Below are 15,751 nucleotides of genomic sequence, written 5' to 3' on the forward strand. Positions count from 1 at the left end.
AGTACGTGGCCGCAGAGGAAACTCAAGACAGGGCATCGCGAATGGGAAATCTCCCACGAACAACCCAGAAACAGGAGACAAAAACCACCGTTGAGCCCATGACCGACTCAAACAGGGCCCACAAAAAAACGGCCCGCATCCATCAGGCTGCGGGCCGTTCTTTGATCAGCGATTGATCAGGGCATTGGCCCTGGCAATTACTTGTTCAGGTGGAAATCTTTCTCTGCTGCGGCAAAGCGCTGCAGCATGCCAGCCGTTGGTTCGCCCATCTTGCTGACCAGGAAGATCGCCAGGCTGGCGAAGATGAAGCCTGGGATGATTTCGTACAGACCCAGCAGTTCGAAATGCTTCCAGACGATCACGGTAACCGCACCCACCACGATACCGGCCAGTGCGCCGTTACGGGTCATGCCTTTCCACAGTACCGAGATCAGCACCACCGGACCGAAGGCGGCACCGAAGCCGGCCCAGGCGTAGCTCACCAGGCCCAGTACGCGGTTTTCCGGGTTGGCTGCCATCGCGATGGCCACCAGCGCAACCGCCAGAACCATGGCGCGGCCGACCCAGACCAGCTCGACCTGGGAAGCATTCTTACGCAGGAAAGCCTTGTAGAAGTCTTCGGTCAGGGCACTGGAGCACACCAGCAGTTGGCAGCTCAGGGTGCTCATGACCGCCGCCAGGATGGCCGACAGCAGCACGCCAGCGATCCATGGGTTGAACAGCAGCTTGGCCAGTTCGATGAACACACGCTCAGGGTTCTCAGTCACGGGACCGGCTACTTCCGGGTGCGCCGAGAAGTAGGCGATGCCGAAGAAGCCCACGGCCACGGTGCCGCCCAGGCACAGGATCATCCAGGTCATGGAGATGCGACGCGCCTTGGCGATCGACTTCACCGAATCCGCCGCCATGAAACGCGCCAGGATGTGCGGCTGGCCGAAGTAGCCCAGGCCCCAGCCCATCAGCGAGATGATGCCGATGAAGGTGGTGTTCTTCAGCATGTCGAAGTTGCTTGGATCTTGCGCTTCGATGGCCAGGAAGGTGGTGTCGACGCCGCCAGTGGCCAGCAGCACGATGATCGGCGTCAGCAACAGGGCGAAGATCATCAGTGTGGCTTGTACGGTGTCAGTCCAGCTCACTGCCAGGAAACCACCAACGAAGGTGTAGGCAATGGTCGCCGCAGCACCGGCCCACAGCGCGGTCTCGTAGGACATGCCGAAGGTGCTTTCGAACAGACGGGCACCGGCCACGATGCCGGAGGCGCAATAGATGGTGAAGAACACCAGGATCACCACGGCAGAAATGATCCGCAGCAGACCGCTCTTGTCTTCGAAACGGCTGGAGAAGTAGTCCGGCAGCGTCAGTGCATCACCGTTGTGCTCGGTCTGTACCCGCAGGCGACCGGCCACGAACAGCCAGTTCAGGTAGGCACCGATGATCAGGCCGATGGCGATCCAGCTTTCCGACAGGCCCGACATATAGATGGCGCCTGGCAGGCCCATCAACAACCAGCCACTCATGTCCGAGGCGCCAGCGGAAAGCGCGGTCACGACGCTGCCCAGGCTACGGCCACCGAGAATGTAGTCAGACAGGTTATTGGTGGAGCGATAGGCCATGAAGCCGATCAGCACCATTGCTGCGATGTAGATCACGAACGTGATCAGGGTTGGATTGCTTGCACTCATTGAGTTACGCCCTGGCTTTGTTTTTATGTAGCGGCGGTCTGTTGAACCGCCACCAAACGATTACGTTTGAAAGACGATTGGAGAATCCGCGCATTTATGACTGATGTTTCCCCAGGAAAGCCATCAGCCGATGAACCGTCTCGTGGATGGTTGCACCTTGGGCGCGAATGCTATTCAACAAAGCAAATGAGGTGCAACCTGTTTCGTCCGAATAAGTTGCACCCAGTCGGAAATTTATTTTAGAGGACAGTTTTTGCTCCTTTTCGGAGCAAGAAACTCAATGGACTGGGACAAAAAGCACCAAGCAGGAGCGACCGGCACTTGCTTGAATTTATTTCCTGACGAACTGCCGTTAATTCCGGCAAAAAAAGGGTTGCACCCGGTTGCACCTCATTCGGCGCGCGGCTAATCTTGCCGCCAGCTGATGCCACGCGGTCGTGGCAAACATGAGGATAAAAATATGGCTACCACCACCCTTGGGGTCAAACTCGACGACCCGACCCGCGAGCGCCTCAAAGCCGCCGCGACCTCGATTGATCGCACGCCGCACTGGCTGATCAAGCAGGCGATTTTCAATTACCTGGAAAAACTCGAGGGTGGTGCAACCCTGACCGAGCTCAACGGTTTGACCCGTGCCGAGGCCGACGACAGCGCTGACGTACACGTCGACCACGCGCACCAGTGCTTCCTTGAGTTCGCTGAAAGCATCCTGCCGCAATCGGTCCTGCGCGCCTCGATCACTGCCGCCTACCGTCGCCCGGAGCCGGAAGTGGTGCCGATGCTGCTGGAGCAGGCGCGCCTGCCAGCACCGATGTGCGAGGCCACCAACAAGCTGGCCGCCTCGATTGCGGAAAAACTGCGTAACCAGAAGAGCGCCGGCGGCCGTGCAGGCATCGTCCAGGGCCTGCTGCAGGAATTCTCCCTGTCGTCCCAGGAAGGCGTGGCCCTGATGTGCCTGGCCGAAGCGCTGCTGCGGATTCCCGACAAAGGTACCCGCGATGCCCTGATCCGCGACAAGATCAGCACCGGCAACTGGCAGCCGCACCTGGGCAACAGCCCGTCGTTGTTCGTGAACGCCGCGACCTGGGGCCTGCTGCTGACTGGCAAACTGGTCTCCACCCATAACGAAGCCGGCCTGACTTCGTCCCTGAGCCGCATCATCGGCAAAAGCGGCGAACCGATGATCCGCAAGGGCGTCGACATGGCCATGCGCCTGATGGGCGAGCAGTTCGTGACCGGTGAAACCATCGCCGAAGCCCTGGCCAACGCCAGCAAGTTCGAAGCCAAGGGCTTCCGCTACTCCTACGACATGCTCGGCGAAGCAGCACTGACCGAACATGACGCTCAGAAATACCTGGCGTCCTACGAGCAAGCCATCCACTCGATTGGCAAGGCTTCCCACGGCCGCGGCATTTACGAAGGCCCGGGCATCTCCATCAAGCTGTCGGCCCTGCACCCACGCTACAGCCGCGCCCAGTACGAGCGCGTGATGGACGAGCTGTACCCGCGCCTGCTGTCGCTGACCCTGCTGGCCAAGCAATACGACATCGGCCTGAACATCGACGCCGAAGAAGCCGACCGCCTGGAACTGTCGCTGGATCTGCTCGAGCGCCTGTGCTTCGAACCACAACTGACGGGCTGGAACGGCATCGGTTTTGTGATCCAGGCCTACCAGAAGCGTTGCCCGTACGTGATCGACTACGTGATCGACCTGGCTCGCCGCAGCCGTCATCGCCTGATGATCCGCCTGGTAAAAGGCGCGTACTGGGACAGCGAAATCAAGCGTGCCCAGGTCGAAGGCCTGGAAGGCTATCCGGTCTACACCCGCAAGGTGTACACCGACGTTTCCTACATCGCTTGCGCACGAAAACTGCTGTCGGTACCGGAAGTCATCTACCCGCAGTTCGCGACCCACAACGCCCACACGCTGTCGGCCATCTACCATATTGCCGGTCAGAACTACTACCCGGGCCAGTACGAGTTCCAGTGCCTGCACGGCATGGGTGAACCCCTGTACGAACAAGTCGTGGGCAAGGTTTCCGAAGGCAAGCTGAACCGTCCGTGCCGCGTGTACGCACCGGTCGGCACCCACGAAACCCTGCTGGCGTACCTGGTACGTCGCCTGCTGGAAAACGGCGCCAACACTTCGTTCGTCAACCGTATCGCCGACCAGTCGATCTCCATCCAGGAGCTGGTAGCCGATCCAGTGAACCAGATCGAGCAGATGGCGACGCTGGAAGGCGGCTTCGGCCTGCCGCACCCGCGTATCCCACTGCCGCGTGACCTGTATGGCAGCGAACGCGCCAACTCCAGCGGCATCGACATGGCCAACGAACATCGCCTGGCTTCGCTGTCCTGCGCCCTGCTGGCGAGCGCCCATAACAACTGGAAAGCCGCGCCGATGCTCGGCTGCGCCTCCAGCAGCGAAACCCCGGCCCCGGTCCTCAACCCGTCGGATCATCGCGACGTGGTCGGTCATGTCCAGGAAGCCACCGTCGAAGACGTCGACAACGCCATCCAGTGCGCCCTCAACGCCGCACCGATCTGGCAGGCCACCCCGCCCGCCGAGCGCGCGGCGATCCTGGAGCGTGCCGCCGACCTGATGGAAGGCGAGATCCAGCCGCTGATGGGCCTGCTGGCCCGCGAAGCCGGCAAGACCTTCGCCAACGCCATCGCCGAAGTGCGCGAAGCCGTGGATTTCCTGCGTTACTACGCGGTGCAGGCACGCAACGATTTCAGCAACGACGCCCACCGCCCACTGGGTCCGGTGGTGTGCATCAGCCCGTGGAACTTCCCGCTGGCAATCTTCAGTGGCCAGGTTGCCGCTGCGCTGGCCGCCGGTAACCCGGTACTGGCCAAGCCGGCCGAACAAACCCCGCTGGTCGCGGCCCAAGCCGTACGCTTGCTGCTCGAAGCCGGGATTCCGGAAGGCGTCCTGCAACTGCTGCCGGGCCGTGGTGAAACCGTGGGTGCTGGCCTGGTCGGCGACGATCGCGTCAAAGGCGTGATGTTCACCGGTTCCACCGAAGTGGCGCGCCTGCTGCAACGCAACATCGCCGGGCGCCTGGACTCCCAGGGCCGTCCGATCCCACTGATCGCCGAAACCGGTGGCCAGAACGCCATGATCGTCGACTCCTCGGCCCTCACCGAACAGGTGGTAATCGATGTGGTGTCCTCGGCCTTCGACAGCGCCGGCCAGCGTTGCTCGGCACTGCGGGTACTGTGCCTGCAGGAAGATTCGGCAGACCGCGTGATCGAAATGCTCAAGGGCGCCATGGCTGAATGCCGCCTGGGCAACCCGGAGCGCCTGTCCGTGGACATCGGCCCGGTGATCGACGCCGAAGCCAAGGCGGGCATCGAGAAGCACATCCAGGGCATGCGCGACAAAGGTCGCAACGTGTACCAGGTGGCAATCGCCGATGGCGAGGAAGTCAAACGCGGCACCTTCGTCATGCCGACCCTGATCGAGCTGGAAAGCTTCGACGAGCTGCAACGGGAGATCTTCGGCCCGGTACTGCACGTGGTGCGCTACAAGCGTAAAGACATCGACCTGCTGATCGAGCAGATCAACGCTTCCGGCTACGGCCTGACGCTGGGCGTGCACACACGCATCGACGAGACCATCGCCAAGGTGATCGACAACGTCAATGCCGGTAACGTCTACGTCAACCGCAACATCGTGGGTGCCGTGGTCGGCGTGCAACCGTTCGGCGGCGAAGGCCTGTCGGGTACTGGCCCGAAAGCCGGTGGCCCGCTGTACCTGTACCGCCTGCTGTCGACTCGCCCAAGCGACGCGATCGAGCAATCCTTCGCCCGCGCCGATGCCGAGACAGCGCCGGACGTGCGCCTGCGTGATGCCATGCGCAAACCGCTGACCGCCCTGCAAACCTGGGCCGCCAGCCAAAAGCTCAACGACCTCAGCGCCCTGTGCGTGAAGTTCGCCGAGCAATCGCAAAGCGGTATCACCCGCGTCCTGGCCGGCCCGACCGGCGAGCGCAACAGCTATGCGATCCTGCCGCGTGAACACGTGCTGTGCCTGGCAGACAGCGAAAGCGACCTGCTGACACAACTGGCTGCGGTCTTGGCCGTGGGCGGCTCGGCAGTGATGCCGGAGAACGAGCTGAGCAAGGCACTGCTGGCACGCCTGCCAAAAGAAGTGCAGGCGCGTATCCAGCGGGTTGCAGACTGGACCAAGGATGAAGTGGTGATTGATGCCGTGCTGCATCACGGTCACTCCGACCAGTTGCGTGCGGTCTGCCAGCAAGTGGCAACCCGTGCCGGCGCCATCGTCGGGGTCCACGGCCAGGCACCGGGTGAAACCGGGATTGCGCTGGAGCGCCTGGTGATCGAGCGCGCACTGAGCGTCAACACCGCCGCGGCGGGTGGCAATGCAAGCTTGATGACTATTGGCTAAAACCGATAAGCCGGGCATCTGCAACAGATGCCCGGTCAAGCAACAATCCCTGTGGGAGCTGGCTTGCCAGCGATAGCGATGTGTCAGTCACCATTAATGTTGACTGATCTGCCGCCATCGCTGGCAAGCCAGCTCCCACAGTGGTTTGTGGTACGTGTGTTAAGTCACCGCTCTTCCCCACCATCACGCTCATCAATCATCCTGTTCAGCCTCCTATTCCCACGCCTAGACTCGGTCCACTCCAATCAAAGGTAGGCCGCCATGTCCGAGACGCTGCTCAGTTCCCGCAATCTGGCTTTCGAGCTGTACGAAGTCCTCGATGCCGAGGGTTTGACCCAGCGCGAGCGTTTCGCCGAGCACAACCGCGAGACCTTTGACGCGGCCATAGGCACCGCCCGCAGCATTGCCGAGAAGTACTTTGCGCCCCATAACCGCAAGGGCGACGAGAACGAGCCGCGCTATGAAGACGGCAAGGCGATCCTGATCCCGGAAGTCAAACCCGCCGTGGACGCCTTCCTCGAGGCCGGTTTTCTCAATGCCGCCCGTCGTTTCGAGGCCGGTGGCATGCAGTTGCCGACCCTGCTGTCGCAAGCCTGCTTCGCCCACTTTCAAGCCGCCAACGCAGCCACCACCTCCTACCCGTTCCTGACCATGGGCGCGGCCAACCTGATCGAGAGCTTTGGCACCGACGAACAGAAACGACGCTTCCTGCAGCCCATGATCGACGGTCGGTTTTTCGGCACCATGGCCCTCACCGAGCCCCACGCTGGCTCGTCGCTGTCGGACATCCGCACCCGCGCCGAACCGGCGCCTGACGGTACTTATCGTCTCAAGGGCAACAAGATCTTTATTTCCGGCGGCGACCACCCGCTCTCGGAAAACATCGTGCATATGGTGCTGGCCAAGCTGCCGGGCGCACCCGCCGGGGTAAAGGGCATCTCGCTGTTTATCGTGCCCAAGTTCCTGGTCAACGACGATGGCAGCCTGGGTCCGCGCAACGACGTAGTGCTGGCAGGCCTGTTCCACAAGATGGGCTGGCGCGGCACCACTTCGACTGCGTTGAACTTCGGCGATAACGGGGAGTGTGTCGGCTATCTGGTAGGCAAGCCGCACCAAGGCCTGGGCTGCATGTTCCAAATGATGAACGAGGCGCGGATCGGCGTCGGTATGGGCGCGGTGATGCTGGGGTATGCCGGCTACCTGTACTCCCTGGAATATGCCCGCGAGCGCCCGCAAGGTCGTCTGCCGGACAGCAAGGACCCGAACACCGCCCCGGTCTCGATCGTCCAGCACGCCGACGTCAAGCGCATGCTGCTGACCCAGAAAGCCTATGTGGAAGGCGCATTTGATCTGGGCCTGTATGCCGCGCGATTGTTCGATGACACCACGACGCTTGAGACCGAAGCCGAGCGCAAAAAGGCGCACGAACTGCTGGACCTGCTGACCCCCATCGTCAAATCCTGGCCGTCGGAGTTCTGCCTCAAGGCCAACGAACTGGCGATCCAGATTCTCGGCGGCCACGGCTACACCCGCGAGTACCCGGTGGAGCAGTATTACCGCGACAACCGCCTGAACCCGATCCACGAGGGCACCCACGGCATTCAGTCGCTGGACCTGTTGGGGCGAAAATTGGCGCAAAACGGCGGCGCGGGCCTGAAACAGTTGATCCGCCTGGTCGCCGACACCGCCGAACGTGCCCAGGCATATGAATCGCTGACGCCGTTACGTGAACCGCTAGAAAAACTGGTGGCGCGCCTGCAAACCGTGACCATCGGCCTGCTCACCGACCTGGGCCAAGGCAAGGTCAACAGCAGCCTGGCCAACTCGGCGCTGTACCTCAAGGCATTCGGTCACACGGTGATTGGCTGGCGCTGGCTGGAACAGGCGATCCGCGCCGAAGAAGGGTTGGCCAAGGGCAATGCCGCCGATGTCGGCTTCTACAAAGGCAAGCTGCAAGCGGCACGCTACTTCCTGACGTGGGAGGTGCCGGGTTGCCACCATGAACTGGCGATTCTTGAAGCGCGGGATGACGTGTGCCTGGGCATGCAGGATGAGTGGTTCTAAACCGCTGAAAGCTTCGCTCGCGAGCCAGCGCCTAGAGGATTCCCCCTACCGTCGTATGACGCCCCCCCCCCAAGTAGAGCCGGCTTACCGGCAAGGCCGATCGCAGCACTCCGCTGCTTTTATCAGGTCCTACCTGCCCGCGCTAGCTGTCAACTCTGACAGCTAGCGCGGCGCACCGTTTATCAATAGGCTCGAAACGCCGAATGGTTGTTCTTGTTGTCGTTCGGACAATTCGAATGAACACATCTATCGAAGCCCGACATGACGAATACCCATTGCTCCAGCACTGCGACAAAGGAGAATACGGCATGAGCACTCAACTATTGATTCCGCGTGGCGGTTCACTCATAAACAAAGGCCATTGCATTCAAGCTGCCACTACCTCGACAGGCAATGTTGCGCGCACGGTGTTTGCCTTGCACGATAAGTGGAGAGGTGTCATAAGCAAAATTTATCACTTAGGTGAAAACGAAGTCACCCACATCAACATCATGCTGATGCCAATGAACAAAGATCAGACATCCATCGAGACAGAATCCAAAGAGGGCATTGAGGAAGTAACAGCGCTCAATACATCTATTGGAGAAATGCTTGAAACCATAGCCAAAGATGCTGAAGTAAAGAGAAATGGTGTCCTCTACAGGCTTCAACGAAAAGTCTTCTACAAAAATGGCAATAACTGGACTTGTGAACTTATCGCACGCATTGAACAGGACGAAGTCATTCTCAGAAGGGACAACATCAGCCACGATCAGTTTATTTTCGCCGCGCGAACCGGGGATATCATTGCCCACTCCAACTCCCGAATCGACAAAAAAACATTCAAGCTGATCAGAGACAACACTTACAGTGTCACCCTCGAAGCTGCAGGAGAAACGTATAACAGCAGCCGTAACATCGACTTCAATCATGTATTCTTTGTCGCCGCACACGGTGATCAAATTACCACCACGAGCGCAACGCACGTCATCGACTATAAGTTCTGCGATGAAAAACCCTCCAACAGCGAAGCGTTCGACATTTATCTTGCTGTCAGTTGAAAACATGGCAATAGCCATGATGAACCAAAGAAACTTCATCATGGCTATTGCCAGGCATCGCGCACTTCAGAAAACAGCAAATCGCCTCTTCGAACAAACCCGAACCAATGCCAATCGGCTCGACGCATTCGCTACCGCACACTAAGCCCACCCATCTGCCGCGCCAGATCAGCCCAACTGCGCATTGTGGTTAATCTCTTCCATTACTGCCGACTGCTCTGCCGCGGCCGTGGCCCCACCCGCCTGAACCCAATCCAAAAGGGCATCTACAGCAATGCCGCAGATGTCGGCTTCTACAAAGGCAAGCTGCAAGCAGCACGCTGCTTCCTGACGTGGGAAGTGCCGGGTTGCCACCCTGAGTTGGCGATTCTTGAAGCGCTGGATGACGTGTGCCTGGGCATGCAGGATGAGTGGTTTTGATCAATGCCTTGTGGGGCTGGTCAAATCCAATCGTCGGATCGCCGCCCGGAGCAAGCCCGCTCCCACAAGGGTCTCTGTTGCTCACAGAGTAAGTGGGAGCGGGCTTGCCCGCGATAGCGCCGGCTGGGCCGACGCTATTTTCAGTCAGACCTGACTGATGGTCTTGGCGATAACTTCAACCGTGGCGCTGACTTGCTCTTGGTAACGGTCGAGTTCCTGTTGGTGACGCTTCTGCATTTCCAACTGCTTTGAACACAGGTTCATCGCCGTCAGCACCAGCAGTTTGTCCCCGATCAGGGTCGGGTATTTCTTCTTGGTCTCAGCCAGCACCGCCTTGAGCATGAGCGCGGCGTCGAGCAGCGTCTGCTCTTCCCCGGCCGGTGCCTTGATCGAATAGTCTTCTCCAAGAATGGAAACGACTTTTACCCCATCGGCACCGTAGTTCATGCGTTCACAGGGCCTGCGCTCACACGCTCAACCAGGGCCTGGATACGGGCCACGGTTGCGCCCTGCTTTTCTTCCTGTTCCATCAGGCTCAGTTGCAGGCTTTCGTTTTCGTCCTTGGCTTGGGCCAGCTCTGTGCTCAGGGCCTGGTTGGTGCCGAGCAGTTCCTGGTTCTGTTGCACCAGCTCGCTGACCAGTTGTTCCAATTGGCTTAGGGTTGCTTCCAACATTTTGATCTTCCGGGCATTTTCAAAGGGCGCGTACGATAAAGAAAAGTCACCACAGGCGCCAGGGTTATTCCGGCGCAGAGCCTTGATTTTGCTGGCGGCGAACTTTCCTGCGAGTGTTAAAGACTGCGATTGGCCCATCTGGTTCCTGCAGCTCGTCAGGGGCAGGCAATTGTTTGCCGCGCCCCCTTGATTGCACGGGCGTAAGCCAGGCCACTCAAAAGCTTTTTGACAGCATCACATTTCGACAGGTTAGAATCGCTGGCACGCAGACTGCATGGTCAGTTTGTGCCCGCCTTTCAGATTTACGGAGTACTGCCTTTGAATGCGACGACCATCAACAGCCTGTTCTTGATCGGCGCGTTGCTGGTAGGTGCGAGCATTCTGGTGAGTTCACTGTCCTCACGCCTGGGCATCCCGATTCTGGTGATCATCCTGGCGGTGGGCATGACCGCCGGCGTCGACGGCGGCGGCATCATCTTCGATAACTACCCCACCGCTTACCTGGTCGGCAACCTGGCGCTGGCCGTGATCCTGCTCGACGGTGGCTTGCGCACCAGGGTCTCGAGCTTTCGCGTGGCGTTATGGCCCGCGTTGTCGCTGGCCACCGTCGGGGTGCTGATCACCACCGGGCTGACCGGCATGGCCGCGGCCTGGCTGTTCGACCTGAACCTGATCCAGGGCCTGTTGATCGGCGCCATCGTCGGCTCCACCGATGCCGCGGCGGTGTTCTCCCTGCTCGGCGGCAAGGGCCTCAACGAGCGGGTGACGGCCACCCTGGAAATCGAGTCCGGCAGCAACGACCCGATGGCGGTGTTCCTCACCGTGACCCTGATCGACATGCTCGCCAGCGGCCAGACCGGCCTGCACTGGAGCCTGCTGACCCACCTGCTGCGTGAGTTCGGCATCGGCGGCCTGATTGGCCTGGGCGGTGGCTGGTTGATGCTGCAGATGGTCAACCGCATCAACCTGGCCACCGGCCTGTACCCGATCCTGGTGATCGCCGGCGGCCTGGTGGTCTTTGCCCTGACCAACGCCCTGCACGGCAGTGGTTTCCTCGCGGTGTACCTGTGTGGCCTGGTGATCGGCAACCGCCCGGTACGCAGCCGCCACGGCATTCTGCACATGCTCGATGGCATGGCGTGGCTGGCGCAGATCGGCATGTTCCTGGTGCTGGGCCTGCTGGTCACGCCCCACGATCTGCTGCCGATCGCCCTGCCGGCCCTCGGCCTGGCCCTGTGGATGATCCTGTTTGCCCGCCCCCTGTCGGTGATGGTCGGCCTGCTGCCGTTCAAGGCCTTCCATGGCCGGGAAAAGGTGTTCATTTCCTGGGTCGGCCTGCGCGGCGCGGTACCGATCATTCTCGCGGTGTTCCCGCTGATGGCGGGGCTGCCCAATGCCCAGCTGTATTTCAACCTGGCGTTCTTCATTGTGCTGGTGTCACTGCTGGTCCAGGGCACAAGCCTGCCGTGGGTGGCCAAGCTGCTGAAGGTGACGGTACCGCCGGAGCCCGCGCCGATCTCCCGCGCAGCCCTGGAAGTACACGTGACCAGCGAGTGGGAACTGTTCGTTTACCGCCTCGGCGCGGAGAAATGGTGCATCGGCGCAGCGCTGCGTGAGTTGAAAATGCCCGAAGGCACCCGCATCGCGGCACTGTTTCGTGGCCAGCAACTGCTCCATCCGTCGGGTAGTACGGTGCTGGAAGTCGATGACCTGCTCTGCGTGATCGGCCATGAACACAACCTCCCGGCCCTGGGAAAACTGTTCAGCCAGGCACCGCAACGGGGCCTGGACCTGCGCTTCTTCGGCGACTTCGTTCTCGAAGGCGACGCCCAGCTGGGCGCGGTTTCCGCGCTGTACGGGCTGCAACTGGAAGGGGTCGATCCGGACATGCCGCTCAGTCGCTTCATTACCCAGAAAGTCGGCGGCGCTCCGGTGGTGGGTGACCAGGTGGAATGGAACAACACCATCTGGACGGTCGCCGTCATGGACGGGAACAAGATTGCCAAAGTGGGCGTCAGATTCCCCGAAGGAAGTCGCCCGGGCCCCGGGTTGTTCCTCTAAACTCCTTTTTCCGCCACGTCTTCGATCGGTCTCTATGCCAACCCTGCGCACATTTTTAGCTATCGCCCTGCTGGGGCTGAGTCTTTCCGTCGGCACCCTGCAGGCGGCCGAACCACCCTCCGCTGACGCCGTGCAGAAGAGCCTGGACAAGATCGCCGAACGCAAACTGCCCGAGGCCGATCAAAAAGCCCTGCAAGCGGTGCTGCAACAGACCCTGGCCCAGCTGTCGAAAAAGGCCGACTACGACAAGCGCCTCACCGACCTCAAGCAACAACTGAGCACCGCGCCCAAGCAGAACATCGAGAACCAGCGCGAACTGGAACGCCTCGAGGCGACCAAGGTGATCCCGGTTGCCCAGCGCTACGCCAGCCTGAGCGTGCCGCAACTGGAGCAGATGCTCACCGATCGCAGCACCCAGCAAAGCGACCTGCAAAAGGCCCTGGCCGAAGCCAACAGCCTGATCATCACGGCCCAGACCCGCCCCGAGCGTGCCCAGGCCGAAATCAGCAGTAGCCAGACTCGCATCCTGCAGATCAACAACATCCTCAAGACCGGCAAGGACAACGGCAAGACCCTCTCCAACGAACAACGCGACCTGCTCAATGCCGAGCTCGCCGCCTTGAACGCGCTGATCCCGCTGCGCCGCCAGGAACTGGCCGGCAACAGCCAGCTGCAGGACCTGGGCAACAGCCAGCACGACCTGCTGACCGAACGCACCGCGCGCATGGAGCAGGAGATCCAGGACCTGCAGACCCTGATCAACCAGAAACGCCTGGCACAGTCCCAGGAGACGGTGACCCAGCAGTCGATCGAAGCCCAGAAAGCCGGCGGCAGCAGCCTGCTCGCCACTGAAAGTGCGGCCAACCTGAAGCTCTCCGACTACCTGCTCAAAAGCACCGACCGCCTCAACGAGCTGACCCAGCAGAACCTGCAAACCAAGCAGCAGCTCGACACCGTGACCCAGAGCGACGCGGCGCTGGACGAACAGATCAGCGTCCTCAAGGGCAGCCTGCTGCTGTCCAAGATCCTCTACAAGCAGAAGCAGGCGTTACCCCGCCTGCGCCTGGACGGCGACCTGGCCGACCAGATTGCCGACATCCGCCTGTACCAGTTCGAAGTCAATCAGCAACGCGAGCTGATCAGCAATCCCACGGCTTATGTGGATAACTTGCTGGCGGCCCAACCGCCGGACCAGGTGACCCCGCAACTGCGCAAGAACCTGCTGGAGCTGGCGCTGACCCGGGCCGACCTGCTGGAGCGCCTGAACCGTGAACTGAGCGCCCTGCTCAACGAATCCATCACCCTGCAGCTGAACCAGAAGCAACTGCTGACCACCGCCCAGAACCTGCGCTCGACCCTCGACGAACAGATGTTCTGGATCCCCAGCAACAAACCGCTGGACCTGGAATGGCTGCGGACCGTGCCGACGCGCCTGGAAAAACAGATCAACACCCTGCCCTGGACCTCGACCCTGAGCGAGTTGAGTGACGGCCTGACCCAGCGACCACTGCTGTTCACCCCACTGGCGTTGCTGTTCGGCTTTTTGCTGTGGCGCCGCAAGTACCTGTATGGCCGCCTGAACAAGGTCCACCAGGATATCGGGCACTTCAAGCGCGACAGCCAGTGGCACACGCCCCAGGCGATCCTGATCAACGTGCTGCTGGCGATGCCGGTATCCCTGGCACTGGCGCTGTGTGGCTACGCCCTGCAGATCGACGCCCGCGGGCAGAACACCAACCTCGGCGCGGCCCTGCTGCAAGTGTCCCAGGCCTGGTTGGTGTTCTACACCGCCTACCGGATCCTGGCGCCGGGCGGCGTGGCCCAGTTGCACTTCCGCTGGGAAAAACCCCAGGTCGAGTTCCTTCGCACCTGGATCCGGCGCCTGGGCGTGGTCGTGATCGCGCTGGTCGCCGTGGTGGCGGTGGCCGAGTTGCAACCCGCGGCGCTGGCCGACGACGTGCTGGGCATCGGCGTGGTGCTGACCTGCTACGCCCTGATGGCCTGGCTGCTCAGTCGCCTGCTGCTCAACAGCCCGAACCACAACAACGCCTCGCTGTTTCGCAAGGCGCTCGGGGTGCTGTTCACCGCCCTGCCCGTGGCCTTGTTCATTGCCGTGTGCTTCGGCTACTTCTACACCGCCTTGAAGCTCAGCGACCGGCTGATCAACACCCTGTACCTGTTGATGTTCTGGCTGGTGATCGAGGCCACCTTCGTGCGCGGCCTGTCCGTGGCGGCTCGGCGCCTGGCCTACCAGCGAGCGCTGACCAAGCGCCTGGCGGCCAAGGAAGCCGGCGACGGCGAAGTGGTGGTCGAAGAGCCGACGCTGGACATCGAGAAGGTCAACGAACAATCCCTGCGCCTGATCCGCCTGGCCCTGCTGGGTGGCTTCATTGCCGCCCTGTACTGGGTCTGGGCCGACCTGATCACGGTGTTCTCGTACCTGGACAACATCACCCTCTACGAATACACCAGCGGCACCGGCGCCAACATGAGCATGGTGCCGATCAGCATCGGCGACATGCTCGGAGCCCTGATCATCATCGGCATCACCCTGGCCCTGGCACGCAACCTGCCCGGCCTGCTGGAAGTGCTGGTACTGTCCAAGCTGAACCTGGCCCAGGGCAGCGCCTACGCCACCACCACCTTGCTGACCTATGTGATTGCCGGCATTGGCTTTGTGACCACGCTGTCGACCCTCGGGGTCAGTTGGGACAAGCTGCAATGGCTGGTGGCCGCGCTGTCGGTCGGCCTGGGTTTCGGCATGCAGGAAATCTTCGCCAACTTCATCTCCGGGATCATGATCCTGTTCGAGCGTCCGGTACGGATCGGCGACACCATCACCATCGGCAACCTGTCGGGCACGGTGAGCAAAATCCGCATCCGCGCCACCACCATCACCGACTTCGACCGCAAGGACATCATCGTCCCGAACAAGACGTTCATCACCGGGCAACTGATCAACTGGTCGCTGACCGACACGGTCACCCGCGTGACGCTCAAGCTTGGCGTGGACTATGGCTCGGACCTGGACCTGGTCAAGGAGCTGCTGCTCAAGGCCGCCCGCGAAAACCCGCGGGTGCTCAAGGAGCCGGAGCCCCTGGTGTACTTCCTGAACTTCGGCGAAAGCACCCTGGATCACGAACTGCGCGTGCACGTGCGTGACCTGGGTGACCGCAACCCGGTCCTCGACGAGATCAACCGGTTTATCAACCGTGAATTCAAGAAGCAGCACATCAACATCTCGTTCCGCCAGATGGAGATCTACCTGAAGAACCTCCACGGCCAGGAGTACAAGATGGTGCCGATCGAACCGGAAACGAAAACCATCGTTCCGGCAAAGGACCTCCCTGGCGAGCAACCGCCGTCCGCGCCGAAACTCGACTAACCGCGCAATCC

General features: G+C 61.0%; 8 protein-coding genes and 1 pseudogene. 6 read left to right on the forward strand and 3 right to left on the reverse strand.

The window, feature by feature from the left end:
• Positions 1–197: 197 nt before the first annotated feature.
• On the reverse strand, positions 198–1,682 hold the full coding sequence (gene putP, locus H7995_RS01420) for a sodium/proline symporter PutP (protein ID WP_182343218.1): 1,485 nt from the start codon (positions 1,680–1,682) through the stop codon (positions 198–200).
• A 460-nt stretch (positions 1,683–2,142) separates the two neighbouring features.
• On the opposite strand from putP, the gene putA reads away from it, so the two are divergent.
• The 4 genes and pseudogenes from putA to H7995_RS28785 all read left to right on the forward strand — a co-directional run.
• On the forward strand, positions 2,143–6,096 hold the full coding sequence (gene putA, locus H7995_RS01425; protein ID WP_185817851.1) for a trifunctional transcriptional regulator/proline dehydrogenase/L-glutamate gamma-semialdehyde dehydrogenase: 3,954 nt from the start codon (positions 2,143–2,145) through the stop codon (positions 6,094–6,096).
• A gap of 261 nt (positions 6,097–6,357) precedes the next feature.
• A complete protein-coding gene (locus H7995_RS01430) occupies positions 6,358–8,160 on the forward strand; it encodes an acyl-CoA dehydrogenase (RefSeq protein WP_182343214.1) in 1,803 nt (600 codons plus the stop codon).
• 308 nt (positions 8,161–8,468) lie between these two features.
• Positions 8,469–9,200 (forward strand): hypothetical protein, encoded by a 732-nt coding sequence (locus tag H7995_RS01435; protein ID WP_182343212.1) that lies wholly within the window; start codon positions 8,469–8,471, stop codon positions 9,198–9,200.
• A gap of 273 nt (positions 9,201–9,473) precedes the next feature.
• A pseudogene (locus tag H7995_RS28785) lies at positions 9,474–9,620 on the forward strand (acyl-CoA dehydrogenase C-terminal domain-containing protein); the annotation flags it as partial.
• A gap of 144 nt (positions 9,621–9,764) precedes the next feature.
• On the opposite strand, the gene H7995_RS01445 reads toward H7995_RS28785, so the two are convergent.
• Together H7995_RS01445 and H7995_RS01450 are read right to left on the reverse strand one after the other, a co-directional pair.
• Entirely contained in the window at positions 9,765–10,067 is a 303-nt protein-coding gene (locus tag H7995_RS01445) for a cell division protein ZapA (protein ID WP_166592752.1), read from the reverse strand.
• Complete coding sequence (locus tag H7995_RS01450; RefSeq protein ID WP_166592769.1) at positions 10,064–10,294, reverse strand: hypothetical protein; 231 nt, start codon at positions 10,292–10,294, stop codon at positions 10,064–10,066. The genes H7995_RS01445 and H7995_RS01450 overlap by 4 nt, the downstream gene beginning before the upstream one ends.
• A gap of 318 nt (positions 10,295–10,612) precedes the next feature.
• Here H7995_RS01450 and H7995_RS01455 point away from each other — a divergent pair, with 318 nt between their 5' ends.
• Both H7995_RS01455 and mscK read left to right on the forward strand, forming a co-directional pair.
• Positions 10,613–12,355: a potassium/proton antiporter gene (locus tag H7995_RS01455; protein WP_166592753.1), complete on the forward strand. Its 1,743-nt coding sequence runs from the start codon at positions 10,613–10,615 to the stop codon at positions 12,353–12,355.
• 34 nt (positions 12,356–12,389) lie between these two features.
• Positions 12,390–15,740, forward strand: a complete 3,351-nt coding sequence (gene mscK, locus H7995_RS01460) for a mechanosensitive channel MscK (protein ID WP_182343210.1) — start codon at positions 12,390–12,392, stop codon at positions 15,738–15,740.
• The last annotated feature ends 11 nt before the right edge of the window (positions 15,741–15,751 follow it).

The organism is Pseudomonas kielensis, from assembly GCF_014236655.1.
GTDB classification, from domain to species: Bacteria; Pseudomonadota; Gammaproteobacteria; order Pseudomonadales; family Pseudomonadaceae; genus Aquipseudomonas; species Aquipseudomonas kielensis.